Origin of the sequence: Pseudolabrys sp. FHR47 (assembly GCF_005153485.1) — a bacterium.
Lineage (GTDB): Bacteria > Pseudomonadota > Alphaproteobacteria > Rhizobiales > Xanthobacteraceae > Pseudolabrys.
In genome coordinates this window covers 1,824,186-1,849,704 of record NZ_CP039740.1, presented here as the reverse complement: position 1 = coordinate 1,849,704, position 25,519 = coordinate 1,824,186, and the positions used below count along the sequence as shown (strand labels likewise).

The 25,519-nt window shown below is 64.7% G+C and carries 25 protein-coding genes and 1 tRNA gene; 15 read left to right on the top strand and 11 right to left on the bottom strand.

Translation table 11 applies throughout. The annotated features are described in order from the left end of the window. Nucleotides 1-56: 56 nt before the first annotated feature. The 3 genes from cysE to E8Q40_RS09080 all read right to left on the bottom strand — a co-directional run bounded on the left by cysE (nt 57) and on the right by E8Q40_RS09080 (nt 2,972). Entirely contained in the window at nt 57-884 is an 828-nt protein-coding gene (cysE, locus tag E8Q40_RS09090; protein WP_137044077.1) for a serine O-acetyltransferase, read from the bottom strand. Between the two features lie 117 nt (nt 885-1,001). Continuing rightward, nucleotides 1,002-1,754 carry an alpha/beta fold hydrolase gene (locus tag E8Q40_RS09085; protein ID WP_137044076.1) on the bottom strand — a complete coding sequence of 251 codons (753 nt, stop codon included), beginning with the start codon at nt 1,752-1,754 and terminating at the stop codon, nt 1,002-1,004. A gap of 63 nt (nt 1,755-1,817) precedes the next feature. After that, on the bottom strand, nt 1,818-2,972 hold the full coding sequence (locus E8Q40_RS09080; RefSeq protein WP_246663049.1) for a hypothetical protein: 1,155 nt from the start codon (nt 2,970-2,972) through the stop codon (nt 1,818-1,820). 223 nt (nt 2,973-3,195) lie between these two features. Between E8Q40_RS09080 and E8Q40_RS09075 the strand changes: the two genes are divergently transcribed. From E8Q40_RS09075 to E8Q40_RS09050, 6 genes are all read left to right on the top strand, one after another. Next, nucleotides 3,196-3,441, top strand: coding sequence for a zinc-finger domain-containing protein (locus E8Q40_RS09075; protein WP_137044075.1), 246 nt, complete (start codon nt 3,196-3,198; stop codon nt 3,439-3,441). A gap of 9 nt (nt 3,442-3,450) precedes the next feature. Then, nucleotides 3,451-4,644: an FAD-dependent monooxygenase gene (locus E8Q40_RS09070; protein WP_137044074.1), complete on the top strand. Its 1,194-nt coding sequence runs from the start codon at nt 3,451-3,453 to the stop codon at nt 4,642-4,644. Between the two features lie 81 nt (nt 4,645-4,725). Then, nucleotides 4,726-5,748, top strand: coding sequence for a methionine synthase (locus tag E8Q40_RS09065; RefSeq protein ID WP_137044073.1), 1,023 nt, complete (start codon nt 4,726-4,728; stop codon nt 5,746-5,748). A 120-nt stretch (nt 5,749-5,868) separates the two neighbouring features. After that, nucleotides 5,869-6,384 carry a YeeE/YedE thiosulfate transporter family protein gene (locus E8Q40_RS09060; protein ID WP_137044072.1) on the top strand — a complete coding sequence of 172 codons (516 nt, stop codon included), beginning with the start codon at nt 5,869-5,871 and terminating at the stop codon, nt 6,382-6,384. An 18-nt stretch (nt 6,385-6,402) separates the two neighbouring features. Beyond that, nucleotides 6,403-7,023, top strand: a complete 621-nt coding sequence (locus E8Q40_RS09055; RefSeq protein ID WP_246663048.1) for a YeeE/YedE thiosulfate transporter family protein — start codon at nt 6,403-6,405, stop codon at nt 7,021-7,023. 27 nt (nt 7,024-7,050) lie between these two features. Next, entirely contained in the window at nt 7,051-7,245 is a 195-nt protein-coding gene (locus tag E8Q40_RS09050; RefSeq protein WP_137044070.1) for a DUF2892 domain-containing protein, read from the top strand. Nucleotides 7,246-7,398: 153 nt separating this feature from the next. On the opposite strand, the gene E8Q40_RS09045 is transcribed toward E8Q40_RS09050, so the two are convergent. Beyond that, nucleotides 7,399-7,710 carry a metal-sensitive transcriptional regulator gene (locus tag E8Q40_RS09045; RefSeq protein ID WP_137044069.1) on the bottom strand — a complete coding sequence of 104 codons (312 nt, stop codon included), beginning with the start codon at nt 7,708-7,710 and terminating at the stop codon, nt 7,399-7,401. Between the two features lie 64 nt (nt 7,711-7,774). Here E8Q40_RS09045 and E8Q40_RS09040 point away from each other — a divergent pair, with 64 nt between their 5' ends. Together E8Q40_RS09040 and E8Q40_RS09035 are read left to right on the top strand one after the other, a co-directional pair. Further along, the gene (locus tag E8Q40_RS09040; RefSeq protein ID WP_137044068.1) at nt 7,775-10,138 is read left to right on the top strand and encodes a heavy metal translocating P-type ATPase; all 2,364 of its coding nucleotides are present in this window, start codon (nt 7,775-7,777) and stop codon (nt 10,136-10,138) included. 12 nt (nt 10,139-10,150) lie between these two features. After that, on the top strand, nt 10,151-11,149 hold the full coding sequence (locus E8Q40_RS09035; protein WP_137044067.1) for a VCBS repeat-containing protein: 999 nt from the start codon (nt 10,151-10,153) through the stop codon (nt 11,147-11,149). Here the strand turns inward: E8Q40_RS09035 and E8Q40_RS09030 are convergent. The 4 genes from E8Q40_RS09030 to E8Q40_RS09015 form a co-directional block, all read right to left on the bottom strand. Next, nucleotides 11,146-11,313 (bottom strand): Thivi_2564 family membrane protein, encoded by a 168-nt coding sequence (locus E8Q40_RS09030; protein ID WP_168197696.1) that lies wholly within the window; start codon nt 11,311-11,313, stop codon nt 11,146-11,148. The genes E8Q40_RS09035 and E8Q40_RS09030 overlap by 4 nt on opposite strands. A 90-nt stretch (nt 11,314-11,403) precedes the next feature. After that, nucleotides 11,404-11,808: a hypothetical protein gene (locus tag E8Q40_RS09025; protein ID WP_205995744.1), complete on the bottom strand. Its 405-nt coding sequence runs from the start codon at nt 11,806-11,808 to the stop codon at nt 11,404-11,406. Between the two features lie 38 nt (nt 11,809-11,846). Next, nucleotides 11,847-11,933: transfer RNA gene (locus tag E8Q40_RS09020), tRNA-Leu, on the bottom strand. Between the two features lie 57 nt (nt 11,934-11,990). Then, nucleotides 11,991-12,440: a cupin domain-containing protein gene (locus E8Q40_RS09015; protein ID WP_137044065.1), complete on the bottom strand. Its 450-nt coding sequence runs from the start codon at nt 12,438-12,440 to the stop codon at nt 11,991-11,993. A gap of 217 nt (nt 12,441-12,657) precedes the next feature. Between E8Q40_RS09015 and ilvD the strand changes: the two genes are divergently transcribed. After that, a complete protein-coding gene (gene ilvD / locus E8Q40_RS09010; protein WP_137044064.1) occupies nt 12,658-14,499 on the top strand; it encodes a dihydroxy-acid dehydratase in 1,842 nt (613 codons plus the stop codon). A gap of 30 nt (nt 14,500-14,529) precedes the next feature. Here ilvD and gpt read toward each other — a convergent pair whose 3' ends face one another. Then, nucleotides 14,530-15,036, bottom strand: a complete 507-nt coding sequence (gene gpt / locus E8Q40_RS09005) for a xanthine phosphoribosyltransferase (RefSeq protein ID WP_137044063.1) — start codon at nt 15,034-15,036, stop codon at nt 14,530-14,532. 48 nt (nt 15,037-15,084) lie between these two features. Further along, nucleotides 15,085-15,855 carry a molybdopterin-binding protein gene (locus E8Q40_RS09000; protein ID WP_137044062.1) on the bottom strand — a complete coding sequence of 257 codons (771 nt, stop codon included), beginning with the start codon at nt 15,853-15,855 and terminating at the stop codon, nt 15,085-15,087. A gap of 349 nt (nt 15,856-16,204) precedes the next feature. Between E8Q40_RS09000 and E8Q40_RS08995 the strand changes: the two genes are divergently transcribed. The 6 genes from E8Q40_RS08995 (at nt 16,205) to E8Q40_RS08970 (ending at nt 23,877) form a co-directional block, all read left to right on the top strand. Continuing rightward, nucleotides 16,205-17,626 (top strand): circularly permuted type 2 ATP-grasp protein, encoded by a 1,422-nt coding sequence (locus E8Q40_RS08995; protein WP_137044061.1) that lies wholly within the window; start codon nt 16,205-16,207, stop codon nt 17,624-17,626. A 178-nt stretch (nt 17,627-17,804) separates the two neighbouring features. Further along, complete coding sequence (locus tag E8Q40_RS08990) at nt 17,805-18,746, top strand: alpha-E domain-containing protein (protein ID WP_137044060.1); 942 nt, start codon at nt 17,805-17,807, stop codon at nt 18,744-18,746. A gap of 73 nt (nt 18,747-18,819) precedes the next feature. Continuing rightward, nucleotides 18,820-19,665 carry a transglutaminase family protein gene (locus tag E8Q40_RS08985; protein WP_137044059.1) on the top strand — a complete coding sequence of 282 codons (846 nt, stop codon included), beginning with the start codon at nt 18,820-18,822 and terminating at the stop codon, nt 19,663-19,665. A gap of 72 nt (nt 19,666-19,737) precedes the next feature. Further along, nucleotides 19,738-20,484, top strand: coding sequence for a peptidase (locus E8Q40_RS08980; protein ID WP_137044058.1), 747 nt, complete (start codon nt 19,738-19,740; stop codon nt 20,482-20,484). Nucleotides 20,485-20,721: 237 nt separating this feature from the next. Next, complete coding sequence (locus tag E8Q40_RS08975) at nt 20,722-22,992, top strand: bifunctional diguanylate cyclase/phosphodiesterase (protein ID WP_168197784.1); 2,271 nt, start codon at nt 20,722-20,724, stop codon at nt 22,990-22,992. Between the two features lie 126 nt (nt 22,993-23,118). Next, entirely contained in the window at nt 23,119-23,877 is a 759-nt protein-coding gene (locus E8Q40_RS08970) for an SDR family oxidoreductase (RefSeq protein ID WP_137044056.1), read from the top strand. Nucleotides 23,878-24,292: 415 nt separating this feature from the next. On the opposite strand, the gene E8Q40_RS08965 is transcribed toward E8Q40_RS08970, so the two are convergent. Continuing rightward, nucleotides 24,293-25,393, bottom strand: a complete 1,101-nt coding sequence (locus tag E8Q40_RS08965; RefSeq protein WP_137044055.1) for a DUF2336 domain-containing protein — start codon at nt 25,391-25,393, stop codon at nt 24,293-24,295. Between the last annotated feature and the right edge of the window lie 126 nt (nt 25,394-25,519).

Here is a 25,519-nt window from a genome sequence, read left to right as displayed (position 1 = left end):
TCCCGGCTAGTTGCCCGATTGGACGCCCGAGCGCAACCCGTCGCGGTGTCGCCGGATCAGCCGTCCAGCATGAGGCCGGACAGCATCTGGTCCATGGTCCGCGACGGCTCGGAGCAACCGGCCTCCCCCACCACCTTGGCCGGCACGCCGGCCACCGTGACGTTGTTCGGAACCGGCTTGATCACCACCGAACCGGCGGCAATGCGGGCGCAACGGCCGATCTCGATATTACCGAGAATACTCGCGCCGGCGCCGATCATCACGCCCTGGCGAATCTTGGGATGACGGTCCTCGTGCTCCTTGCCGGTACCGCCGAGCGTGACGCCATGGAGGATCGAGACGTTGTCGTCGATCACCGCGGTCTCGCCGACCACAAGCCCGGTCGCGTGATCGAGGAAGATGCCTCGGCCGATCTTCGCAGCCGGATTAATGTCGCACTGGAATGCCGCGGACGAGCGGCTCTGCAGATAGAGCGCGAAATCCTTGCGGCCCTTCTTGAGCAGCCAGTGCGCCAGGCGGTGCGTCTGGATGGCGTGGAAGCCTTTGAAATACAGCACCGGCTCGATAAGCCGCGACGCCGCCGGATCGCGATCGATGGTGGCGACGATATCGGCGCGGAAGTCCTCGCCCAGCGACGGCTGGTCGTCGATGGCGTCGCTGAAGGCCTGACGGATCAGGTCGCTCGACACATCCGAGTGTTCGAGCCGCTGGCTGACGCGATGCGCGACCGCCGTCTCCAGCGTGTCGTGATGCAGGATGTTCTCGTAGATGAAGCTGGCGAGTTCGGGCTCGCGCCGCACGATGTCTTCGGCCTCGGTGCGGATACGCGTCCAGACGGGATCGACGGTCTCGAGGCCTTTGGCCCGGGTCTGATGCAGCGCCATAGAATATTATTCTCCGAATGCCTCTCAACCCCTCAGATATTCCTTAGCACACCCGGCGCCAGAGAACACCCGAAGAACAGCCAGGCTTTTTTGTGGAGTCATGACCGCAGGTCATTTTCAGGGACGCTGGTTAAGAAACTCCAGAACGCCGGCCTTGTAGACCTTGTCGCCGACCGCAAGCATGTGATCGCGGTCCGGGATATCGAGCGCTTTCGCACCGGGAATCAGCGCCGCAAGATCATGCGCCGAACCGGCCACGTCGTCCTTGGTACCTATAGCGATCAGGATCGGCGGCTTCAGTGACGAGAACTCGTCGCGCGACATGACCTGGCGCGAGCCGCGGATACAGGCGGCCAGCGCCCTGCGGTCAGACTTCGTCTGCTCGGCGAAGGCGCGGAAAACGCGGCCCTGCTTGTCGGTGACATCGTCGAGCGATGGCGCTTCCAGCGCATCGGCAATGGTGGTCGGCAGGCCGACGCCGTCGATCAGGTGCATGCCGAGGCCGCCGAGGATCGCCGATCGGACGCGCTCGGGATGCCTGAGCGCGAGGAAGGCCGTGATGCGCGCACCCATCGAATAGCCCATGACATCGGCGCGCTGAATGCCGAGATGATCCATCAGCGCGCGGACGTCCTCGGCCATCTTGCTCGTATCGTATTCGGCCGGGTCGTACAGTTTCTGTGAGGCGCCATGGCCGCGATCGTCGAGGGCGATGACGCGATAGCCCGCGCGCGTCAGCGTCGTCACCCAGCCCGGATTGACCCAGTTGATTTCCTTGGTCGAGGCAAAGCCGTGCACCAGCACGATCGGATCGCCAGAACCTTCGTCGATGTAGGCGATTTCGACGTTGCCGTTATGGAAGGTGGGCATTGGCAGGCTGCCTCGGACATGATCGACGGCGCTCCTTAAACCGCCTCGTCACGTTGCGCAATCTCACACCGGAAACGTCGCGTCGGCCTCGCGCTGCAGGCGCCGGCGCTTGCGATAGCGGAAATAGCGCCGCGCGCCGCGCTCGGTCGCGCTCTTGAGCGAGGCGATGAACATCGTGAGCGTGAACAACGCGCTCACGATCCAGGTCGTGAGATTGAAGGCAGCGACCGACAGCGCGATGGCGCCACGGCCCGCTACCTTGAGGATCGCCCGCGTGCGGCTGCCGGATTTCTCCGCGAGCTTGGCAACGCGCGCCACCTCCGCCGGGCTTTCGGCGATCTTGAGGCCATCGAGCGCGGCCTGCGTGCCGGCCTTGGCCTGCACACGGCCGACATTGCGCGCCATGTCGATCAGCCCGTCCGCGCGTTCCATCTTCACCGCGTCGCGCGCGGCGCGCACGGCAAGCTGCGGCTCGGTGATCGAGAAGCTGCCGGCCGCGCGACGCAACGCCGGCCAGTCGACGACGCCGCGCACCATCCGCGACACGCGCGCCGCCAATCCCGCGCTCAGCCGCCCCGTCCTGCGCGCCGCCTTCGCCACCGTGAGGCCCATGCGTACCGGTGCGGCAAGGCCGCCGGTCGCGTAAGTGCCGGCGGTGATCGCCAGGCCAACGCAGGCGAGACCGAGAATGAGTTCGTCGGCCTCCTGCCCGCTCGCGAGTCGGGAGCCTTCGCGCACCGCATCGCGGATATCGCCGAACACGAACAGATCGCCGAGCGCGGTGCCGGCAAGCCCGGCCATGTCGCTGGGCTCGCCGGTGACAAGCCCGTAGGCGAAGCTCTGCGCCACATGCGACGCGCTGGCGTCTTCGGCCACCGCGACATTGACGCGGTCGACCAACTCCGGGGCCAGCGCGACCTGCCGGTCGGCAGCGAGATCGACGAAACTCTTGGCCAGGTCACTATCCTTCGCCGCCAGCGCCGCCTCGATCTCGCGGCCGGCCACCTCGCTGTTGAAGCTTGAGGCCAGCGCCCGATCGGCGATCGCCCCCGGATCGTCCTCGATCGCGAACAAGTGCCCGGCCTCGAAGCCGCGCGGCACGACATAGGCGCCGGCCACGGCCAGCAGCGCGGCGACGAGCAGCACCGGCGCCAGCCGCAGCTCACGCCGCAGCTGCGTGCGTACTGCCTTCGGCGCTAAACCTTCCGCATTGCGCATGCCATTTGACCGCTTGCCGCCACGGTAAAGCCGGTGCCTGGGGATTACCCGCCATGGTGAGGCGCCACGCCCCCCCAAGGCCATCGGGAAAACCCAAGCGAATCAGGGCAGTTCCATCGAATCTGGGGCCAAGCCTAACGAAGCATCACCGCTAGATATATGGCAGGTGTATCGCTATGGTGCGGGCGCAAATCGGTCCCTTTAAGGCGAAGGCGAGAGGTCCATGGCGGAGCACGTTGTCCCCCATTTCCAGAACGATCCGGGCGTACCGGTGATCGAAGTCGGCGCCAAGGAATTCATGTGCGTCGGCGCCACGCCGCCTTACGACCATCCGCACATCTTCCTCGACATGGGCGCGGACAACGAAATCATCTGCTCCTATTGTTCGACGCTCTATCGCTTCAACGCCTCGCTCGATCCGCACGCCGCCATTCCCGCCGCCTGCGCCTATCGACTGGTCGCGGCCTAGGCCCGCATCTTGGCGCCTTCGCGTCACGTCATCGTCGCGGGCGCCGGCATCGCCGGGCTGACCACGGCGATGACCTTGTCGCGTGCCGGCTTCCGCGCCACCGTTCTCGAGCAGGCGGCTAAGCTCGAAGAGACCGGCGCCGGCATCCAGCTTTCGCCGAACGCCACCCGCATCCTGTTCGAGCTCGGCCTGCGCGACCGGCTCGAACCGCATGTCGTGAAGCCGCAGATGATCCGCGTGATGTCCGGTGGCTCCGGCCGCGAGATCGCACGCATTCCGCTCGGCGATCTGGCCGAGCGCCGCTACGGCGCGCCGTTCTGGGTCATCCATCGCGGCGACCTGCAGGCGTCGCTCCTCGATGGCGCCCGCGGCATGATCGACATCGACATCAAGCTCGATCATCGCTTTGATGACTTCGCCAGCCACGCCAATGGTATCACCGTGCAGGCGTTTCGCGGCAAACAACTCGTCGATGAACGTGGCGCGGCGCTGATCGGTGCCGATGGCATCTGGTCGGCGGTCGGCGACAAACTTAAGAACCACCGCAAGCCCGTCTTCGCGCATCGCACCGCCTGGCGGACGCTGGTGCCCGCGGACAACGTGCCCGACTATCTTCGCGCCCCGGCGGTGCATCTCTTCCTCGGCATGGACGCGCATCTCGTCGCCTATCCGGTGAAAGCCGGCGCGCTGATCAATCTGGTCGGCATCGTCAACGACAACTGGAATCAAACCGGCTGGAATGCACCGGGCGAGCGCACCGAAATCCTGCGCCACTTCGCCCGCTTCACCTGGCACGAGTCGGTGCGCGAACTGATCGGCATTCCGCAGCGCTGGCTCAAATGGGCGCTGTTCGACAATGCCTCGCCCTTCGCCGGCAGCACGGGCGCCGTGACCCTCGTCGGCGATGCCGCCCACCCGATGCTGCCGTTCCTGGCGCAAGGCGCCGGCATGGCCATCGAGGATGCCGCGGTTCTTGCTCACCAACTCAGGGAACACGCCGAACACCCCGAAGCCGGCCTGCGCGCTTATGAGCGGCTGCGCCGCGCCCGTACCGCGCGGGTGCAGCGCACCGCGCGTCAGCAAGGCTCGATCTACGGCCGCGCCGGGCCGGAAGCCCTCGCGCGCAATCTTGTGATGCGCATGATCGGCGGCGAGAGGCTGCTGAAGCGTTACGATTGGGTCTATAGTTGGCGCCGGGACTGATTGCGCGGCGCGCATGATCCCGAAAAGTGGGAACCGGTTTTCGGATCGGATCATGCGCCAATAAAAAAGAGGGAGGCGTCCATGCTATTTCCGACGACCATCGCCGGCAGCCTGCCTAAACCGTCATGGCTCGCCGAGCCCGACAGGCTGTGGCCGAAGTGGCGGTTAGAGGCCGCCGACCTCGCGCAAGGCAAGCTCGACGCCACGCTGCTGATGATCAAGCTGCAGGAAGACGCCGGCATCGATATCGTCTGCGACGGCGAGATGTCACGGCAACATTTCGTGCACGGCTTCCTTGAGTACGTGGACGGCATCGACACCGTGAACAAGGTCGAAATGGGCATCCGCGCCGACCGCTACAAGGCGATGGTGCCGGTGGTGCGCGGCGCGCTCACGCTCAAGGGCCGCGTGCACGGAACCGAAGCGCGCTTTGCCCGCGCGCATACGACGCGCCGGCTCAAGATCACCCTGCCCGGCCCGATGACCATCGCCGACACGGTCGCGGATGCGCATTACGGCGACAAGATCAAGATGGCGATGGCTTTCGCCGATCTCCTCAATGCCGAAGCCAAGGCGTTGGAAAAAGACGGCGTCGATGTCATCCAGTTCGACGAACCGGCTTTCAACGTGTTCATGGACGAAGTGTCGACCTGGGGTATCGAAGCGCTGCACCGCGCCATCGACGGCCTCAAATGCACCACCGCCGTTCACATCTGTTACGGCTACGGCATCAAGGCCAATATCGACTGGAAGAATTCGCTCGGCGAGGAATGGCGGCAATACGAGAAGATCTTTCCGGCACTGGCGAAGAGCCGCATCAATCAGATCTCGCTTGAGGCCATTAACTCGCGGGTACCGCTCAACCTGCTGACGCTGCTCGAGGGCAAACACCTGCTGGTCGGCGTCATCGATGTCGCCAGCGATATCGTCGAGACGCCGGACAAGGTCGCATCCGTCATCGCCGACGTTATGAAATATGTGCCGAAGGAGCGCATCGTCTGCTGCACCAATTGCGGCATGGCGCCGATGCACCGCAATATTGCCGAAGCCAAGCTCAAGGCGCTGGGCGATGGCGCGAAGCTGGCGCGGCAGCGGTTCGGCTGACTTCTCCACAGCCCTTCACGTCCGCGTGAGAGTTGATCCACGTCAATACCGGCGCGCCGGCGCCCATATATTCATCCATCCGCATGTGATTGCGTACGCATTGCCTGTGGAGGATTCGCCATGCTCAGCCAGAAAGCCTGGTCGCCTTATGTCGCCGGCGTCGTCATCGGCCTGCTGCAAATCCCTGCCTTCCTGCTGATCGAAACTGCGCTCGGCGCTTCGTCGTCCTATGTCACCATCGGCGGCCTGATCGCTTCGTGGATCGATCCGTCTGTGGTCAAAATCGATTATGTCGCCAAGCACGTCGCCACGACCGGCAAGAACTGGTGGCAGGTCGCCCTCGTCGGCGGCGTCGCCATCGGCGCCTTCCTGTCGATGAAACTGTCCGGCGCCAGCCGCGCGCCGATCTCGCCAATCTGGAGCCGCGCCCTCGGCAGCGCCTCGCCCACCAAACGCTACGGCGTCGCTTTCGTCGGCGGCTTCCTGATGCTGTTCGGCGCCCGCGTCGCCGACGGTTGCACCAGCGGCCACGGCATTTCCGGCATGGCCCAGCTTGCCGTCGGCTCGACGGTGGCCGTCGCCGCCATGTTTGCCGGCGGCATCGCCACCGCGATGCTGATGCTTCGCCGCGTCTGAGATCGAAGGAGAACGATCATGTCTCTCACATTCGCCATCGTCACCGGCATCGTCATGGGCATCGTGTTCGGCTTCGCGCTGGAGAAATCGCGCGTGTTCGAGCCCGGCGTCATTGTCGGGCAAATGCAGATGCGCAACTTCATCATGCTCAAGGTGTTCCTCACCGCGGTTGCAACTGGCGCGGTGGTGCTCGCCGTGCTCAACGGCTTCGGCTACGTCAAGCTCGCGCCGAAGGCGGCGATGTACTACGCCGACATCATCGGCGGCCTCATTCTCGGCGCCGGCATCGCCCTCGCAGGTGCCTGCCCCGGCACCACCCTGGCGCAGATCGGCGCCGGCTACCGCGACGCGCTGTTCACGCTGGTCGGCGGCCTGTTCGGCGCCGTTGCCTATTCCTACGCCGAGCCGGCGCTGAGCAAGAGCTTCCTTGGCCAGTCGAGCGGCAAGCTGATCTTCAGCCAGCTCTTCGGAATTCCCTACTGGGCCGGCGCGCTCGGCTTTGCCGTGCTTATCGCGCTTGTGCTCGTCGCGCTCGAGGCCTGGCGGCCGTGGCGCGACGACATGGGCAATGACGTCGACGGCGACCTTGCCTCGACGCAGCCCGCATCACCGCACATCCGCGCGGTGCCCGCGGAATAGTTCCGTACGATAACAAGGAGAGAGAGCATGACTGCCAATGTCGGAACGATCGACCGCCTCGCGCGGATCATCGTGGGGCTTGCCCTGATCGCCTTCGCGCTCGGCTATATCGCGCCGGGCACGAGCTGGTCCTGGGTCGGCTGGATCGGCGTGGTGCCGATTCTCACCGCGCTGATCGGCTATTGCCCAGCTTACAGCATCGTCGGCTGTTCGACGAAGTAGCTTGCTTCACCCTCCCCTGGAGGGGGAGGGTCGCGAGCGTTAGCGAGCGGGGTGGGGTGAATCCCGCGTTCGCCGAAGATCACCCCACCCCGATAGCATTCGCTTCGCTCATGCTATCGACCCTCCCCCTCCAGGGGAGGGTGAAGAGCAGTACTACCGCCCCGCCCGGCCCATGACGTCCATCAGCTCCGCGACCTTGCGGCGCTGATCGGCCTTGTCGCCGGAGGCGATGGCGTGCTCGACGCAATGCGCGACGTGCTCGCGCAGGATTTCTTCTTCCACCTTGCGCAAGGCGGCGCGCGCCGCCGCGATCTGCGTGACGATGTCGATGCAGTAGCGGTCCTCATCGACCATGCGCGCGATGCCGCGCACCTGGCCCTCCAGCCGGCCGAGACGCTTGAGCGTATCGGCCTTGTGCGAAGGATTATGGCCGATCGCCGAACCGGCCTTGCTGTGCTTTGCCATAACGTCTATATACCCCCTAGGGTATCAGTTGCAAGGCACAGGCCGCGCGCCAGGACCGACAAAAATGACCGACCACTCGCATCACGATCACAGCCATCACGATCATGACCACAGCCACGATGGCCATGCGCATGGCGCGGCCGATGGCGGCGCCATCGATCCAGTCTGCGGCATGACGGTCGATCCGCACACGGCCAAGCACAAGGCCGACCATGGCGGCCACCCTTACTACTTCTGCTCGGCCGGCTGCCGCACCAAGTTCATTGCCAATCCGGCAAAGTATCTCGGCCCGCGCGAGCCTGAGCCCGTGATCGAGGGCGCGATCTATACCTGCCCGATGCATCCGGAGATCCGCCAGGAAGGTCCGGGCTCCTGCCCGATCTGCGGCATGGCGCTCGAACCCGAAATCGCAACCGCCGATACAGGTCCCAATCCGGAGCTTGTCGACTTCACGCGCCGATTCTGGATTGGGTTGGTGCTGACGCTGCCCGTGCTCGCGCTGGAGATGGGCGGGCATCTGACCAATCTGCACATGCTACTCGGCAAGACCATGTCGAACTGGATCCAGTTCGTGCTGGCGACTCCTGTCGTGCTGTGGGCGGGGTGGCCATTTTTCGTGCGCGGCTGGCAATCGCTGGTGACGCGCAATCTCAACATGTTCACGCTGATTGCGATGGGCGTCGGCGTTGCCTGGGTCTACAGCGTGGTTGCGGTGCTTCTGCCCGGCGTTTTCCCGCCGGCGTTCCGCGACGCTGAAGGCGCCGTCGCCGTCTATTTCGAGGCAGCGGCCGTCATCACCGTGCTGGTGCTGGTCGGCCAGGTGCTCGAACTGCGCGCGCGTGAAGCGACATCGGGCGCGATCAAGGCCTTGCTCGACCTCGCGCCCAAAACTGCACGCCGCGTCAACGAGGACGGCAGCGACGAGGAAGTCGCGCTCGACACCATCGTTGCGGGCGACAAATTGCGCGTGCGTCCCGGCGACAAGGTGCCGGTCGATGGCACCGTGATCGAGGGCCGCTCGTCGATCGATGAATCCATGGTCACCGGCGAATCCATGCCCGTCACCAAGGAGAAGGATGCCCGCGTCATCGGCGGCACCATCAACGCCTCCGGCTCCTTCGTCATGCGCGCCGACAAGGTCGGCCGCGATACCTTGCTGTCGCAGATCGTCCAGATGGTGGCGACCGCGCAGCGCTCCCGCGCGCCGATCCAGCGTCTCGCCGATCAGGTATCGGGATGGTTTGTGCCTGCGGTGGTCGCGGTGGCGCTCATCGCCTTCGGCGCATGGGCGGTGTTCGGACCCGAACCGCGCTTCACCTATGGCCTGGTCGCCGCCGTCAGCGTGCTGATCATCGCCTGCCCCTGCGCGCTGGGCCTTGCCACGCCGATGTCGATCATGGTCGGCGTCGGGCGCGGCGCCCAGGCCGGCGTCCTGATCAAGAACGCCGAGGCGCTCGAACGCATGGAGAAGATCGACACGCTCGTCGTCGACAAGACCGGTACGCTGACCGAAGGCAAGCCAAAGGTCGTCGCCGTCATCCCCGCCGACGGCTTCGACGAGACGCAGGTGCTGACCATCGCCGCCTCGGTCGAGCGCGGCAGTGAGCATCCGCTGGCCGCGGCGATTACGAAGGCGGCGGCGGAACGCAACCTCACCCTCTCGCCGGTGCGCGGCTTCGACTCGCCCGCCGGCAAGGGCGTCATCGGCATGGTGAGCGGCAAGCGCGTCGCCCTCGGCTCGCCGGCGTTCCTGAAGGAATTGAGCATCGACACCGCGCCGCTGCACGATGTCGCCGAGGCGCAACGCCGCGACGGCGCCACCGCGATTTTCCTCGCGATCAATGGGAAGCCGGCCGGCGTCATCGCCATCGCCGATCCGATCAAGGCGACGACGCCGGAGGCGCTTCTGCGCCTCGCCGCCGACAACATCCGCGTCGTCATGCTCACCGGCGATAATCGCACCACCGCGCAGGCGGTCGCCAAGCGCCTCGGCATTACTGAAGTCGAGGCCGAGGTGCTGCCCGACCAGAAGAGCGCGGTGGTCGAGAAGCTGACGCGCGAAGGCCGCGTCGTCGCCATGGCCGGCGATGGCGTCAACGATGCGCCGGCGCTCGCGGCCGCGCAGGTCGGCATCGCCATGGGCACAGGCTCGGACGTCGCCATCGAAAGCGCCGGCGTGACACTGCTCAAAGGCGACCTCATGGGCATCGTCAAGGCGCGTGCGCTTTCCGAAGCGGTGATGCGCAACATCCGCCAGAACCTGTTCTTCGCCTTCATCTACAACGCGGCCGGCGTGCCGATCGCCGCCGGTATTCTCTACCCGGTGTTCGGTCTACTGCTGTCACCGATTATCGCCGCCACAGCAATGGCGCTTTCTTCGGTCAGCGTGGTCGGCAACGCGCTGCGGCTGCGTGGGGTGAAATTATAAGGGGCGTTGCGTATGCGGCACCTGCTGCCGGCATTGCTGGCCGGATTTGTTGCTTTGGGCGCAGGATCGGCACGGGCCGGCGAATGGCGCGCTGAGATCGTCGACACGCCGGCGCGCGTTACAGCGATCGAGATGGTCGATGGCAGGCCGCGCGTCGTTGCCGGCGGGCTCTGGTACGACATCGACATGAGCGGCGCGAAACCCAGGCTGGTTTTTCGCGACGAGCGGCGGCGCGCGTCGCCACCGGAAAACGCCCTGCCCGGCAGCACCGTTGTCACCGGCACGCGCGACATCGCGCGCGCCTGGTTCGCCGCCCCGACCAAACGCTATGGCCACGCCGTGCTCGGCGACGACATCGAAGCCGGCAGCCTGGTCATCGAGACCCCCGACGGCGCAAGCCATACCGTTGCGCTCGGCGACGACGCCGTATTCGAGGACCTGACGCCGCGCCTCGCCGATCTCGACGGTGACGGTCACGATGAAATCGTTGTGGTGAAGTCCTATCTCAAACGCGGCGCCGCGATTGCCGTCATCGCGCAGCGCAACGGCCGCTACCGGGTCGTTGCCGAGACAACGCCGCTTGGCGCCCCGAACCGCTGGCAGAACCCGGCCGGCATCGCCGACTTCACCGGCGACGGCAAGATCGACATCGCGCTGGTGCGCCAGCCGCACGCCGTCGGCGCGCTTGAATTATGGACCTACGACAAAGGCCGTCTGCGACAAACCGCAAGCCTTAACGGCTTCAGCAATCATGTCATCGGCTCGCCCGCGCTTGGCATGAGCGCCGTGGCCGATGTCGACGGCGACGGCACGCCGGATCTCGCGCTGCCGTCCTTCGATCTGACGCGCCTGCGCATCATGTCGTTCAGGCCGGCGCCGCGCGAAATCGCCCGTATCGCGCTGCCATCGAACGCCGCCGGCAATATCGGCATCATCGCGCGAAACGGCGCGCCGCCGGCGCTCGCTGTCGCGCTCGCCGACGGCACCCTCGTTGTCGTTCGTAACGACTAGAAGACGGCGAGATATTTCAGCAGCGACAATACGCCGATGATGATGACGATGATGCGCGCAATCTGCTTGGCGCGGCCGTCAATCGGCAACATGTTGATGAGATAAAGCACCAGCACGATCACCAGGAAGGTGACCAGAATGCTGATCAGCAGGCTGATAGCCATGGCAGGAGCCCCGTGTTCTGCGCCGCGATGATGCGGCTGTCACGGGGCACCAAGTTCCAGGACGGTAAAAAGTTCCCCGCCGGAACCGCGTCAGCGCGCAGGTCGCCGGTTGGGGCCGGGGCCGGCCGACCCGGGTGCAAGTCCCGGTGGCATGGGATCGCACTTCTTCTCCATCGCCTCGCGGCGTAATTCGTCGATATTGCCGCGGACGAGACCATACTCGCTGCTATAAGCGAGCACCGAGACGACGCCGCCGCCCGGCCCCGCTTCGGCCTTGGCCTGGGCTTGCGCCAATTCGCGTTCGCGCGAGACGTAGCCCGCAGCCGACCGCGCCAGTTGCTCGCAATCGTAAAGCCGGTACTTGCCGGGCGCGACCAGGAATTTGCCGACCCTGTCCTCGTTGTTCGAGGCGCTGCAGCTGGTGAGCGCCAACGCGATCGTTGCGGCCGCGGCGCTAAGCCGGTTCTTGCTCGATTTCATGTTGCCATTTGCCATAGCCGCACTGTCCAGCGCAATCGCGGCATATTAAAGAATGGTGCGGACGGAGGGAGTCGAACCCTCACGGGCTTACGCCCAACGGATTTTAAGTCCGGTCTGTCTACCGGTTCCAGCACGTCCGCACATCTCGTTATCCGCCGTCACGGCGGAGAACATCCGGCGCGGACGGCGAATTCAAATCACTTCTCTAATAAATCACCCCAGAGTTCGTCCCAGTCCTTGCCCGAGGAGTCGGTGACGCGGCCGTCCTTCTCGTAGAACTTGTTCGGGATCTGGAAGATGGCGAGGAAGGTGCCGCCGTTCGGCGACCACGCCGCATGGCGGCTGCCGGCCGGGCGCCAGACGAATTCGCCGGCCTTCACCTCGATGCCGGCGCCGGGGCCTTCCTTGTCGGCGAGCGATCCCTCAAGCACATAGGTCTGCTCGATTAGCACATGCTCGTGGTCGGGCAATTCGGCACCAGGGTCCATCTTGAACAGCAAGGTCGCCAGTCCGCTCGCCTTGTCGACGAGCAGCGGCTTGGTCCAGCAGCCGTGAAAGCGGCTCTTCTGCCACGCAATGTCCTTGGGATAGACAACGCGCGACGACAGATCGTCCGGCTTGGGCTCTGCTTTGGCGACGGCGGTCATGACCTGCATCCAAGGCTGGTGGCGCGCGATCCTAGCGCGCCGGGGCAAGCGCCGCCAGCGCCGATCTGCGGCGCAATCCGGCGTCGTGCCGCTTGGGCTCGGCAGCTCTGCCAGGATGGTCTTGCCAAACCTCCCGGAAGTCCTGCATGAAGTCGAAAACCAGCAACGAAACCGCACGCCCATCGCGCCGATAACACCGCAGATTCGAGGAAACGACATGCCCACTTATCGCTCCCGCACCACGACGCACGGCCGCAACATGGCGGGCGCGCGCGGACTCTGGCGTGCGACCGGCATGAAGAACGAGGACTTCGGCAAACCGATCATTGCGGTTGCAAACTCCTTCACCCAGTTCGTGCCGGGACATGTCCACCTCAAGGATCTCGGCCAGCTGGTGGCGCGCGAGATCGAATCCGCTGGCGGCATCGCCAAGGAGTTCAACACGATTGCTGTCGACGATGGCATCGCCATGGGCCACGACGGCATGCTGTACAGCCTGCCCTCGCGCGAGCTGATCGCCGACAGCGTCGAGTACATGGTCAACGCGCATTGCGCCGATGCTCTCGTCTGTATTTCCAACTGCGACAAGATCACGCCGGGCATGCTGATGGCCGCCTTGCGCCTCAACATTCCGACGATCTTCGTCTCCGGCGGCCCGATGGAGGCCGGCAAGGTGACGCTGAAGGGTAAGGCGCGCGCCGTCGATCTGGTCGATGCCATGGTGGTCGCCGCTGATAGTTCCTACAGCGACGCCGATGTCGCCGCCATCGAACGCTCGGCCTGCCCGACCTGCGGCTCCTGCTCGGGCATGTTCACCGCCAACTCGATGAACTGCCTGACCGAGGCGCTCGGTCTCGCGTTGCCGGGCAACGGTTCGGTGCTGGCCACCCACGCCGATCGCAAGCGCCTGTTCGTCGAGGCTGGCCATCTCATCGTCGATCTGGCGCGGCGCCATTACGAACAGGACGATTATAGCGTGCTGCCGCGCAGCATCGCCAATTTCGAAGCCTTCGAGAACGCCATGACGCTCGACATCGCCATGGGTGGCTCGACCAACACCGTGCTGCATCTGCTTGCCGCCGCCCATGAAGGCGAAGTGCCGTTCACGATGAAGGACATCGATCGGCTGTCGCGGCGCGTGCCGGTGCTGTGCAAGGTCGCGCCCTCGGTGGCCAACGTCCATCTCGAGGACGTGCACCGCGCCGGCGGCGTCATGGGCATTCTCGGCGAACTCAACCGCGGCGGTCTCATCCACGCCAAGGTCGGCTCCGTCCACGCCGACAGCCTGGAGAGCGCGCTGGCGCGTTGGGACGTCGTCGCCACGAACAACGAAAGCGTGCGTGACTTCTACCGCGCGGCGCCCGGCGGCGTGCCGACGCAACAGGCCTTCAGTCAGGCCGAGCGCTACGATGAGGTGGATACCGATCGTGAGAAAGGCTGCATCCGCGACGTCGCCCATGCCTTCTCGAAGGATGGCGGCCTCGCCGTACTCTACGGCAATCTCGCCGCCGATGGCTGCATCGTCAAAACCGCGGGCGTCGATGAAAGCCTGCTGACCTTCTCGGGCCCGGCGCGCATCTTCGAAAGTCAGGACGCCGCGGTGGATGGCATTCTCGGCGGCAAGATCGTCGCCGGCGACGTCGTGCTGATCCGCTACGAAGGGCCCAAAGGCGGGCCCGGCATGCAGGAAATGCTGTACCCGACCAGCTATCTCAAATCGAAGGGCCTCGGCAAAGCCTGCGCCCTGATCACCGACGGTCGCTTCTCCGGCGGCAGCTCGGGTTTGTCGATCGGCCACGTCTCGCCGGAAGCCGCCGAGGGCGGTTTGATCGGTCTGGTCGAAGAAGGCGACGTGATCCAGTTCGATATTCCGAACCGCCGCGTGCATCTCGATGTGCCGGAAGCTGAACTGACCAAGCGTCGCGCGGTGATGGAGGCGCGCGGTGCGGCGGCGTGGCATCCGGCGGCGAAGCGTCCGCGCAAGGTGACGACGGCGCTCCGCGCCTACGCGGCCTTCGCCACCAGCGCCGCCCGCGGCGCGGTGCGCGTCGTCAAGTAAGCACCATCAAGATCAACGCGCCGGCTGGGCTCAATCGCCGCCGGCGCGGATCGGCGGCGCGTAGGACAAAGCAGTGTCCCACGGGAAATAGATCCAGGTGTCCTGCGACACTTCGGTGATGAAAGTGTCGACCAGCGGCCGCCCCATCGGCTTGGCGTAGACCGTGGCGAAATGCGCGGCCGGCAGGATGTCGCGCACCATGCGCGCGGTCTTGCCGGTGTCGACGAGGTCGTCGATGATCAGCACGCCCTTTCCCTGGGCGCGCATCGACGTGATTTCCGGGCCGACGCCCTTCATCACCTTGATGTCACCCTGGTTCTTGTAGTCGTGATAGCTGGCGATGCAGACGGTCTCGATGATGCGCACGTTGAGTTCGCGCGCCACAATGGCCGCCGGCACCAGCCCGCCGCGCGTGATGCAAACGATGGCCTCGAACGGCCCGGCCTCGTGCAGCCGCCAGGTCAAGGCGCGGGTGTCGCGGTGAAACTGGTCCCAGGAGACGGGAAAGACTTTGTCGGGTCGCGGGGCGTCGCTCATCGGATTCTCTTCGGTCGCTTCCTCAGGATCATTGCTTTTATGCGCCGCTCAGGTCGCGGCGATCTGCGCGTGCACGGTCACCAGCATCGCCTCGACTGCGGCTTTGACTTCCTTGAGCCGCTCGGGATCGCGCGAGCGCACCACGATATGCGTATTCGGCCCGCCCTGCTCGTCCGTGAATGGATAGCTGCCGATGATGGCATCGGGATAGGCCTTGGCGATCAGACCAAGCTCGGTGCCGACATCGCCTTCGCGCGCATTGGCGCGGATCGACTCCGACAGCATCTTGACGCCGGTCTTCAGCTTCGGCGCCACCTCGTCGAGCATCGCCTGCATCACCGCCGGAATGCCGGCCATGGTAATGACATTGCCGATCCAGAAACCCGGCGCGCCGGACACCTTGTTGGCGACCAGCGAGCCGCCTTTGGGAATGCGCGTCATGCGCATGCGCGCTTCGTTGAGTTCGCCGCCGGCCTTGGCGATGCGCTCCTTCATAATTGCGATCGCGTCGGGGTGGAACTCGAGTTCGACGCCAAAAGCTTTGGCAACGCAGTCCGCGGTGATGTCATCGTGGGTTGGGCCGATACCGCCGGTGGTGAACACATAATCGTAGGCGCTACGCAGCGCGTTCAGCGCCGTAACGATGGCGGTCTCGTCGTCCGACACGACCCGCACTTCCTTGAGATCAATGCCAAGGGCGGTCATGTAGTCGGCGATGTAGCCGATGTTCTTGTCCTTGGTGCGGCCGGAGAGAATCTCGTCGCCAATCACCAGCACAGCCGCGGTGACGACGGCAGGCTTGGACGAAGTGGCGGTCATCAAAAGGTCCCTCGAGGGCAACGCATGCAGGCGTTTCCGCCGGACAAAAATCAGCGTTCGGCCGTTAAAGCAGAATGGCCGCCTCGCGGAAACAGGCCCGGCCCCGCTGCCGCCGGGCTGTCCGCAATTCTTTTCCATGCGCCTATTGGCCATCTTGCCGGCGCCCCTGCTTACTGCCCATAATTTGGGCAGCCAAGTCCGACGGACCCGGATATCGTCGGCAAATATGTGTTTTGCTTCAGGTTTTCCTTGGCCTGAAGATTGCTACGAGGGGTGAGGGAAACCCTCAAGGTGACCCGGCCAAAGCGTGGCCGGCCGGTTTGGGGGCTAAGGCGTGCTGGGGATCTGAATGGTATCCGCCTTCGACGAGATGAAGGGCCGCGACGGTGGAACCGTCCGGCCGGCCTATGGCGAACTCGACCGTTGGCTCAAGGAGGTGCCGCCGGACGTCCTCGACTACCGGCGCCGCGAGGCCGAACTGATCTTCCGCCGCATCGGCATCACCTTCGCCGTCTATGGCGAGGCCGACGCCACCGAACGCCTGATCCCCTTCGACGTCATCCCGCGCATTATGTCGGGTGCCGAATGGCGGCAACTGGAGAAGGGCCTGACCCAGCGCGTCAACGCGCTCAACCTGTTCATCAAGGACGTCTACGGCGCGCGCGAGATCCTGCGCGCCGGCATCGTCCCCGAAGACATGATCTTCCGTAATCCGGCGTTCCGCCCGGAGATGAACGGCCAGAGCGTGCCGCACGACATCTATGTGCACATCGCCGGCATCGACATTATCCGCGTCGACGCCGATACCTTCTATGTGCTCGAGGACAATGCCCGCACGCCCTCCGGCGTCTCCTACATGCTGGAGAACCGCGAGATCATGATGCGGCTGTTCCCGGAATTGTTCTCGCGCCATCGCATCGCGCCGGTCGAGAACTATCCCGACGAACTGCTCGCCACGCTCAAATCGGTGGCGCCCTTGTCGACGCCGAAGGAGCCGAACGTCGTGCTGCTCACGCCCGGCGTCTACAACTCCGCCTATTACGAACACTCGTTCCTCGCCGACAAGCTCGGCGTCGAACTGGTCGAAGGCCGCGACCTCTTCGTCAAGGACGAGGTCGTTTACATGCGCACGACGCAAGGCCCGCAGCGCGTCGATGTCATCTACCGCCGCGTCGATGACGACTTCATCGATCCCCTCGCCTTCCGCCCCGACTCGATCCTCGGCGTGCCCGGCCTGATGTCGGCCTATGCCGCCGGCAATGTCACGCTCGCCAATGCGGTCGGCACCGGCATTGCCGACGACAAGGCGATCTATTCCTTCATGCCGGACATCGTGAAGTTCTATCTCGGCGAAGAACCGCTTTTGAAGAACGTGCCGACCTGGCGCTGCCGCGAGCCCGAACATCTCTCCTATGTGCTCGATCACCTGCCAGAACTGGTGGTCAAGGAAGTGCACGGCTCCGGTGGCTACGGCATGCTGATTGGCCCGTCCGCCAGCAAGATCGCGATCGAGCAGTTCCGCGCCAAACTGAAAACGGCACCGGACAATTTCATCGCCCAGCCGACCCTCGCGCTGTCGACATCGCCGACCTGTGTCGAGAGCGGCGTGGCGCCGCGCCATGTCGATCTGCGGCCCTTCGTGCTCACCGGCCGCAAGGGCGTGCGCATCGTGCCCGGCGGCCTTACCCGCGTCGCGCTCAAGGAAGGTTCGCTGGTGGTCAATTCGAGCCAGGGCGGCGGCACCAAGGACACGTGGGTGCTGGATGGTTGAGATGTCGATGCAACGCGCCGGTCTCTCTTCACCTCCCCCTGGAGGGGGGAGGTCGGCGAGCGTAGCTCGCCGGGAGGGGGTGACGCGTCAGCGCCCAAGGTCACCCCACCCCGATGCGCTTCGCGCATCGACCCTCCCCCTCCAGGGGAGGGTGAAGATGAGCGCCGGGAATTTCTAAATGCTCTCACGCACCGCCGATAACCTGTTCTGGCTCTCGCGCTATGTCGAACGCGCCGAATATCTGGCGCGCATTCTCGACGCCACGCAGCGTCTGTCCGCTTTGCCGCTGGCTTATGTCGGCACCGGCAACGAGTGGGAATCCGCGGTGCTCACCGCCGGCTGCGCCGGCAGCTTCTTCAAGCACTACGAAACCGCGACGGAGGAAAACGTCACCGACTACCTCGCCTTCTCCACCGCCAACCCGTCCTCGATCCGCAACTGCTTCGAGATGGCGCGCGGCAACGCGCGCGCGGTGCGCACCGCGCTGACCGGCGAGATGTGGGATGCCATCAACGGCACCTGGCTCGAGCTCAAGCGCTTCGGCAACGGCCCCGCCTCGCGCGAGGAAACGTCGCGCTTCCTGCGCTGGGTGCAGGAATCCTCGCTGCGCTATGACGGCTCGGCCTACCGCACCATGCTGCGCAACGACGCCTATTGGTTCTCGCGACTCGGCGTCTACATGGAGCGCGCCGACAACACCGCACGCATTCTCGACGTGAAGTATCACCTGCTCCTGCCCGAGCATGAGCGCGTCGGCGGCCCGCTCGATTACTTCCAGTGGGCGGCGATCCTGCGCTCGGTGTCGGCGCTCACCGCCTATCACTGGGTCTATCGCGAGAGCCTCAAGCCGTGGCTAGTCGCCGACCTCTTGATTCTGAAAGAAGAGATGCCGCGCTCGCTCGCCTCCTGCTACGAGGCGATCGTGCGCAATCTCGATGCCATCGGCTCGACCTATGGCCGTCAGGGTCAGGCGCAGCGCCATGCCCGCGGCATCCGCACCCGCCTTCAGAACAGCAAAATGGACGGTATCTTCCAGCGCGGCCTGCACGAGTTCATCGGCGAATTCATCACTGAAAACAACCGCTTGGGCGTGAACATCACCGAGCAATTCCTGCAATGAGCCACCCCCTTGCTTCTCCCGCCGCCGTGCTAGGGTAGCTCGTCAGAACACCCCGCGCGCCACGCCAGGCTCCATGCGAATCCGGATCGCCCACACCACCACTTACACTTACGATGCGCCGCCCAAGAGCGTGACGCAGGTGCTGCGCCTCACGCCGCGCAATCACGACGGCCAGTATGTGCTGAACTGGCGCATCGACCTGTCGCGCGATTGCCAGTTGCACCAGCGCGAAGGCGCCTTCGGCAATATCAGCCATGTCTTCACCGCCGAAGGCCCGTTCAACGAACTCTCCGTCACCGTCGAAGGCGAAGTCGACACGCAGGATACGAGCGGCGTCATCCGCGGCACGATCGAGCGCTTTCCGCCGGCGCTTTATTTGCGCGACACCGAGCTCACGCAAGCCGATGCCGCCATCATCGCCTTCGCCGAAGACATTCGCGAGAAAGCCGGCTCCGACACCCTCACCGTGCTGCATGCCCTGCTCGCCGCGCTCAATGAAGGCTTCACCTTCGACACCGAGCCGACCGATGTCGGCACCACGGCGGCCGAAGCCTTTAAGCTCAAGCGCGGCGTCTGCCAGGACGGCACGCATATCTTCATCGCCGCCGCACGCCATCTCGGCATCCCGGCGCGCTACATCGGCGGCCATTACTGCCGCGCCGAAGAGACCTCGCCGCAGGAAGCGGGTCACGCCTGGGCCGAAGCCTATATCGACAAGCTCGGCTGGGTGGGCTTCGACCCAACACATGGGCTGTCACCGACCGAAGCGCATGTGCGCGTTGCCGTCGGGCTCGATTATCTCGGCGCCGCGCCGGTACGTGGTTCGCGTATCGGCGGCGGCAGCGAAACCATGTCGGTCGCCGTTCGGGTCGCGCCTGCGCTTCCGGGCGGCAACTGGCAATCGCAGTCGCAGCAGTGACGGCCTTGCATTTATAGTCCCTGCCCGAACCGACCACGCTCCAAAAAGAACCTGCCGGAAAAGACCTGACCAATGACCTATTGCTGCGGAATTCTCGTGCGCGACGGCCTCGTCATGATTGCCGATACGCGCACCAATGCCGGCCTCGACAATGTCTCGACGTTTCGCAAGCTGCATGTCTACAGCCAGCCCGGCGAGCGCATCATGGCGATCGCTTCGTCCGGCAATCTGTCGCTGTCGCAAACCGTGCGCTCGATGCTTACCGAAGGCATCGAAAATCCGGAAACGGGCGAACTGGAAACACTGATGAATGCGCCGACCATGTTCCAGGCGGCGCAGCGCATCGGCAAGGCGGTGCGTCTCGTTCAGGGCATCGACGGCAAAGCATTGGCCGAAGCCGCCATCGACCACGACGTCGCCTTCCTGTTCGGCGGGCAGGTCAAGGGCGGCAAGCTGCGCCTGTTCATGATCTACTCGGCCGGCAACTTCATCGAGTGCACCACCGACACGCCCTATTTGCAGATCGGCGAGCATAAATACGGCAAGCCGGTGCTCGACCGCGCCATTTCCTTCGACACAGACGTCTATGATGCGCTCAAGATCGGGCTGATCTCGATGGACTCGACCATGCGCTCCAATCTCGGCGTCGGTCTGCCGATCGACCTGATGGTGGCGCGGCGCGACGAGCTCAACGCCGAGGTCAATTACCGCATCGAGCCGGGCGAGCCCTATTTCCAGGACCTGCGGGAGCAATGGTCGGGGGCGCTGCGCGCCGCCCATATCGCCATCCCCCGTCCGCCTTACGGCAACGGCCGATAAGCGGACGAAATCGCCCGGTTTACGTCGATGGACCGCCAAAAGCGGTCCTTTGGCCATCCCGTTGCGGTGGAAATGCGGAGATTTTCGCCTTTACCTTCGGTTAACGGCGCTTGACGATTTGCCGTGGTAATTTGTTCCGCTGCCCCGAAAGCGGCCCGATGAAAGCGATTGGCAAGCTTTAACCCCTACCGTCCGGACGGATTGTCCAATCACTAGGACGCTTTAGGGGAAGCTTTGTTGTCGCCGGCTCATTCGAGAACCCCCGACGACCCGCAATACACCAACTGGGATCGCGCGCGGTTGAGCGTTGTGGTGCCGGTCGGCGTCATCGTCGCTGTGGCTATCGTCTGCATCGTCGTCGCCGTCCTGTCTTCGGCGCAGCGCGCCGACGAAGTGGCACTGGCGCAAGAGCGTCAGCTCCTCTCCAACGCGTTGCAGAATGTCGGCCACCGCGTGCTGCGCGAGACCGACAGCGTCGCCTCCTCGCAAGGCGCCTTCGAACATATCCGCCAGAAATTCGACCCTGCCTGGGTCGAGGAACGGGCCGGCGCCTGGCTGGCCACCTATTTCCAGCACGATCTGGTTCTGATCTTCGACAAAACCGATCGGCCCATCTATTCGCGGCTAGGCCGGGTTGCCGCCGACCCGAACGCGCTTGATTTCCGCCCGCCCGAGATCATGGCTGTACTCGACACGGTGCGCGGCCGCGCCAGCAATAACGCCAACGCCATCCGGCTCTCCGACCAACCGGCCCCGGACGCCGGCGCCCGGCCGAATGTCCTCGAGCTTCGGCGGATCATGGGTCAGCCTGCCGTGGTAGCCGCAGTGGCCATCGGCGATGGCCGCCTCGCCGCCGCCTACGACACCGAGGCGCCAGTTCTGATTTCGGTGAAGTTCATCGGCCCGCAGGTCATCAACGCGACCAGCTCTCACCTCGGCCTCAACAATCTTCGCATCGCCGATAGCGGCAGTCCGGTGCCCGAGGGCGATTACGGCTATCAGGTCACCGCGCCCGACGGCTCGCGCATCGTGGATCTGGCATGGACGCCGAAGCAACCCGGCGCCGAGATCGTCCGCAACGTCGTGCCATTCATCGCGGTGGCGCTGGCCGGCTTCGCCCTGTTAGGGGCCTTCGTGCTGCGTTACATGCGCCGCACCGCGGTCGCCATCGCCGCCGGCGAAAACCGACTACGTCATCTCGCGCTGCACGATCCCTTGTGCGGCCTGCCGAACCGCATCTTCTTCTCTGAGCGCCTCGAAGCCGTGATCGACGAAGTCGCCGCCACGGGCGTGCCGGCGGCGCTGTTCTACATCGATCTCGATCATTTCAAGGATGTGAACGACACACTGGGCCACCCGGTCGGCGACGAACTGATCCGCAACGTGACTTTGCGCCTGTCGCACACCTTGCGTGGCGGCGACCTGGTGGCCCGGCTCGGTGGCGACGAATTCGCCGTGCTCTCGTCGATCGGCGGCGACAGCGCCATGCTGATGGCCCTCGGCCAGCGCCTCATCAGCACCATCTGCGCGCCCTACGGTATCGCCGGGCAGAACATCGTCATCGGCGCCTCGATCGGCATCGCCGTCATCGACAAGAATTGCGCCGGGGCGCCGGACGTCATGCGTTATGCGGACATGGCGCTCTATCGCGCCAAGAACGAAGGCCGCAACCGCGCCTGCATCTACGACAATGCCATGGATGCAGACCTGTCGAACCGCAAGCTGCTCGAGGGCGACCTGCGCGAGGCGATCCAGAAAAACCAGCTCCGCCTGCTCTATCAGCCCATCGTCGACAAGAGCGGCAACGTTATGCTGGGCGTCGAGGCTTTGTGCCGCTGGACACATCCGACGCGCGGCGAAATCTCGCCCGCCGAATTCATCCCGCTGGCCGAGAATTCCGGTCTCATCGTCGAACTGGGCGCCTGGGTGCTGCGCAAAGCCATGATGGACGGGCTCGCTTGGCCCAGCCTCACCGTCGCGGTCAACGTTTCGGCGCTGCAATTCCGCCGCGCGGATTTCGCCGAACTGGTCGAGCGCACGCTCACCGAAACCGGATTCGATCCGGCGCGGCTCGAGCTTGAGATCACCGAAAGCGTGCTGATCGGCAATTTCGACACTGCCGAAGCCAGCATGCTGCGGCTCAAGGCGCTCGGCGTGCAGCTTGCGCTTGACGATTTCGGCACCGGCTACTCGTCGCTGCTCTATCTGCGCCGCTTCCCGTTCAACAAGCTCAAGATCGACCGCAGCTTCGTGCTGTCGATCGAGAAGGCCGCCGACGCCGCCGCCATCGTCCATGCCGTGGTTTCGCTCGGCCGCGGCCTCGGCATGAAGGTCACCGCCGAAGGCGTCGAGACCGCCGACCAGCACCTGTTCCTGCGCGCCGCCGGCGTGCACCAGATGCAGGGCTATCGCTTCGGCCGTCCCACGACGGCCGACCGCATCACGGCACGCCTCGCCTCGCCGGAAGACTACCGCAACAGCGACCAGCCCTCATCGCTGGCCGGCTAACGCCCCGAACATCTCGATTGGCCGCGCCGCAGCGCATAGTCCCGCGCGCTTCGCCCCCTGTGGCATCGATGACCTTTGTGCTAGGCAGGCCGCACAAGAAAACGTACCCATCGGGGAGGACTGCCTATGACCGCCAAGATCGCTCTCGTCACCGGTGCCGGCACCGGCGTCGGCCGCGCCGTGGCCATCGCACTGGCCAAGGCCGGCTATAATGTGGTGCTGGCGGGCCGGCGCAAGGAACCGCTCGACGCGGTCGCCGCCGAGATTAACGCCATCGGCCAGCAGGCGCTCGCCGTGCCGACCGACGTGTCGCAGCGTCAGTCCATCCTCGACCTCTTTGCCAAGACCAAGGCCAGCTTCGGCCGCCTCGACGTGCTGTTCAACAATGCCGGCATCGGCGCACCGCCGGTGCCGCTGGAAGAACTGCCGTTCGAGACTTGGCAGAACGTCGTGAACACGAACCTGACCGGCATGTTCCTGTGCACACAGGAAGCCATCAAGATCATGAAGAGCCAGAATCCTCAAGGCGGCCGCATCATCAACAACGGCTCGATCTCGGCGCATGCGCCGCGGCCGTTCTCGGTCGCCTACACCGCGACCAAGCACGCGGTCACGGGCCTGACCAAGTCGACCTCGCTCGACACCCGCAAGTACAACATCTGCTGCGGCCAGGTGGACATCGGCAACGCCATCACGCCGATGACCGAACGCATGGCGCAGGGCGAAGGCGTGCCGCAAGCGAACGGCACCATGATGGTGGAGCCGCGCATGAACGCCGACAATGTCGGCGCCGCGGTGGTCTACATGGCGAGCCTGCCCCTCGACGCCAACGTCCTGTTCATGACGGTGATGGCCAACAATATGCCCTTCGTCGGACGCGGCTAGTCCTCAGGCCGGATCGTCGCGACAAGCCGCGAGGCCTGCCAGACCTCGATAACCGAATCCTCGACCACGCGACGGGCGTGCTTCACCGCACGGTCATCGCTGTCGAAAGCATAGGTTTGGGCGGGACACGCTCTTCGAGCGCAGGTTCGTGGTCCGGCATTTTGAAGCTGCGACGTTTACGCGCTGGCTTGGAATCCCCGGCCGGCGGGGGTTTTGGGGCGTCGGCCGGGGACCTACCCATACGCACCTTGGCCAAGTGTTTATGTGGTAGTTGTATTCGTTACATGCCGCAACCCTATGGTCATACCTTGGGTCAGGGTCATTGACTTGTCAGTATCTTAGTAGCGCAGACGAAAGTTGGCCGACGCTGACGATGGCAGCATCGCCCTGTCGTAGTCGTCCCGCGGGATCGCTGCTAGTTGGCCGCGGCAGTCACCTGACGCACCTTGGCGAAACGGACCACCCTTTGCGCGGCGCCGGCGTCGAGCGTCAGATATTGCGCCCGCGTCGGCGGCGTCCGGTACTCGTATTCCGCGGACTTGGCTTCGCGCAGCTTCAGGAACGCCTCCACGACTGGCCATGACAAAGTCGCGGCGCGCATCAGCAGCAATGCGGATTGCAAATTGCTGCCCGCCAGCACGCCGAATGTATAATCCCGGTCGAGCGACAGCACCGATGCCAGCACGGTCGCCGCGTCGCAAAGCCTCCCTTGAGCGAACAGCCCACGCAGCACATCGCCGGCGTTGAGATCGCCCTTGCGGATCCCGGCGATATAGGCATCGGTCCGTTCGGCATTCTTCTTCCGCTCGGCGAGCCATTCGGCCAGATACGTTTTTACCGCGGCATTGTTCGCCCGGGCCGCGTTGGCGCATAGCCGCCGCGCCAGTTCCTCGTTGATCATCGGCAGCAAATACTCGACCGCGGTCAGCGAGAGATCCTTGCGATCGACCAGCAGAGCTTGCAGATGGCGGTCTTCCCTGGCTTTGCCGACCAGGCGGCGCATGCCGGCGTCGGAGAACTGCGCGCCGTTGTTGGCGGCGAGAATGCCGACAACGGTGTTGTCGCCGCGCTCGACCACGACATCCGTCACCGGCGGCGTCACTTGGTCGCGGGCGGCAATGACACGCAGATGTTCCTGGGAGCCGGTGCGGGCGATATCGACCAGGATGGGCTCCGGCATGGTCTTGTAATCGCGGATCATCGGCTGCGCCACGGCGATGTCGGCATCGCTCGCCAGCGAACGCACCAAATCGTCGGGCAAGTTCTTCATCGCAGCGAGCGTGTCCGACGCGATGACGCGATGCGAACCGCGGAGCTTGTCGACCAGCTTGGAGATGACCTCGTTGAAGAGATAACGCTCCGTCGCCACGGGCGGCTCGGCGTGCGTCGCGTAGGCCTCCGCGATCCGTCTGAGCAGTTCGACTCGCTTGTCCGATGAACGTTCGGCGGCGAGGCTCGCCAGGTCGTCGGCGAGCGTGAATGACGGGTCGTTCAGCGACGCAATTTCGTACGGCATGACGGTTGTTTCCTCCAACCGCCATATGAGCGCAGAGCTCTTAAATCACGCTGAAACGATGTGCGAAGTATTCGGCATTTGATTTAGATGTTGCTTACCGCATCGGGTCCGATGCGGTAATTCGAT

Coding starts and splice junctions, on each gene's coding strand:
- E8Q40_RS09065 (WP_137044073.1), top strand. CDS start 4,726: ATGCTATTTCCGACGACCATCGCCGGCAGCCTGCCTAAACCGTCATGG.
- E8Q40_RS09075 (WP_137044075.1), top strand. CDS start 3,196: ATGGCGGAGCACGTTGTCCCCCATTTCCAGAACGATCCGGGCGTACCG.
- ilvD (WP_137044064.1), top strand. CDS start 12,658: ATGCCCACTTATCGCTCCCGCACCACGACGCACGGCCGCAACATGGCG.
- E8Q40_RS08985 (WP_137044059.1), top strand. CDS start 18,820: ATGCGAATCCGGATCGCCCACACCACCACTTACACTTACGATGCGCCG.
- E8Q40_RS08990 (WP_137044060.1), top strand. CDS start 17,805: ATGCTCTCACGCACCGCCGATAACCTGTTCTGGCTCTCGCGCTATGTC.
- E8Q40_RS09025 (WP_205995744.1), bottom strand. CDS start 11,808: ATGGCAAATGGCAACATGAAATCGAGCAAGAACCGGCTTAGCGCCGCG.
- E8Q40_RS09050 (WP_137044070.1), top strand. CDS start 7,051: ATGACTGCCAATGTCGGAACGATCGACCGCCTCGCGCGGATCATCGTG.
- E8Q40_RS09030 (WP_168197696.1), bottom strand. CDS start 11,313: ATGGCTATCAGCCTGCTGATCAGCATTCTGGTCACCTTCCTGGTGATC.
- E8Q40_RS09015 (WP_137044065.1), bottom strand. CDS start 12,440: ATGACCGCCGTCGCCAAAGCAGAGCCCAAGCCGGACGATCTGTCGTCG.
- E8Q40_RS09040 (WP_137044068.1), top strand. CDS start 7,775: ATGACCGACCACTCGCATCACGATCACAGCCATCACGATCATGACCAC.
- gpt (WP_137044063.1), bottom strand. CDS start 15,036: ATGAGCGACGCCCCGCGACCCGACAAAGTCTTTCCCGTCTCCTGGGAC.
- E8Q40_RS09085 (WP_137044076.1), bottom strand. CDS start 1,754: ATGCCCACCTTCCATAACGGCAACGTCGAAATCGCCTACATCGACGAA.
- E8Q40_RS09000 (WP_137044062.1), bottom strand. CDS start 15,855: ATGACCGCCACTTCGTCCAAGCCTGCCGTCGTCACCGCGGCTGTGCTG.
- E8Q40_RS09060 (WP_137044072.1), top strand. CDS start 5,869: ATGCTCAGCCAGAAAGCCTGGTCGCCTTATGTCGCCGGCGTCGTCATC.
- E8Q40_RS08965 (WP_137044055.1), bottom strand. CDS start 25,393: ATGCCGTACGAAATTGCGTCGCTGAACGACCCGTCATTCACGCTCGCC.
- E8Q40_RS08970 (WP_137044056.1), top strand. CDS start 23,119: ATGACCGCCAAGATCGCTCTCGTCACCGGTGCCGGCACCGGCGTCGGC.
- E8Q40_RS09045 (WP_137044069.1), bottom strand. CDS start 7,710: ATGGCAAAGCACAGCAAGGCCGGTTCGGCGATCGGCCATAATCCTTCG.
- E8Q40_RS09035 (WP_137044067.1), top strand. CDS start 10,151: ATGCGGCACCTGCTGCCGGCATTGCTGGCCGGATTTGTTGCTTTGGGC.
- cysE (WP_137044077.1), bottom strand. CDS start 884: ATGGCGCTGCATCAGACCCGGGCCAAAGGCCTCGAGACCGTCGATCCC.
- E8Q40_RS09055 (WP_246663048.1), top strand. CDS start 6,403: ATGTCTCTCACATTCGCCATCGTCACCGGCATCGTCATGGGCATCGTG.
- E8Q40_RS08980 (WP_137044058.1), top strand. CDS start 19,738: ATGACCTATTGCTGCGGAATTCTCGTGCGCGACGGCCTCGTCATGATT.
- E8Q40_RS08995 (WP_137044061.1), top strand. CDS start 16,205: ATGGTATCCGCCTTCGACGAGATGAAGGGCCGCGACGGTGGAACCGTC.
- E8Q40_RS09080 (WP_246663049.1), bottom strand. CDS start 2,972: ATGCGCAATGCGGAAGGTTTAGCGCCGAAGGCAGTACGCACGCAGCTG.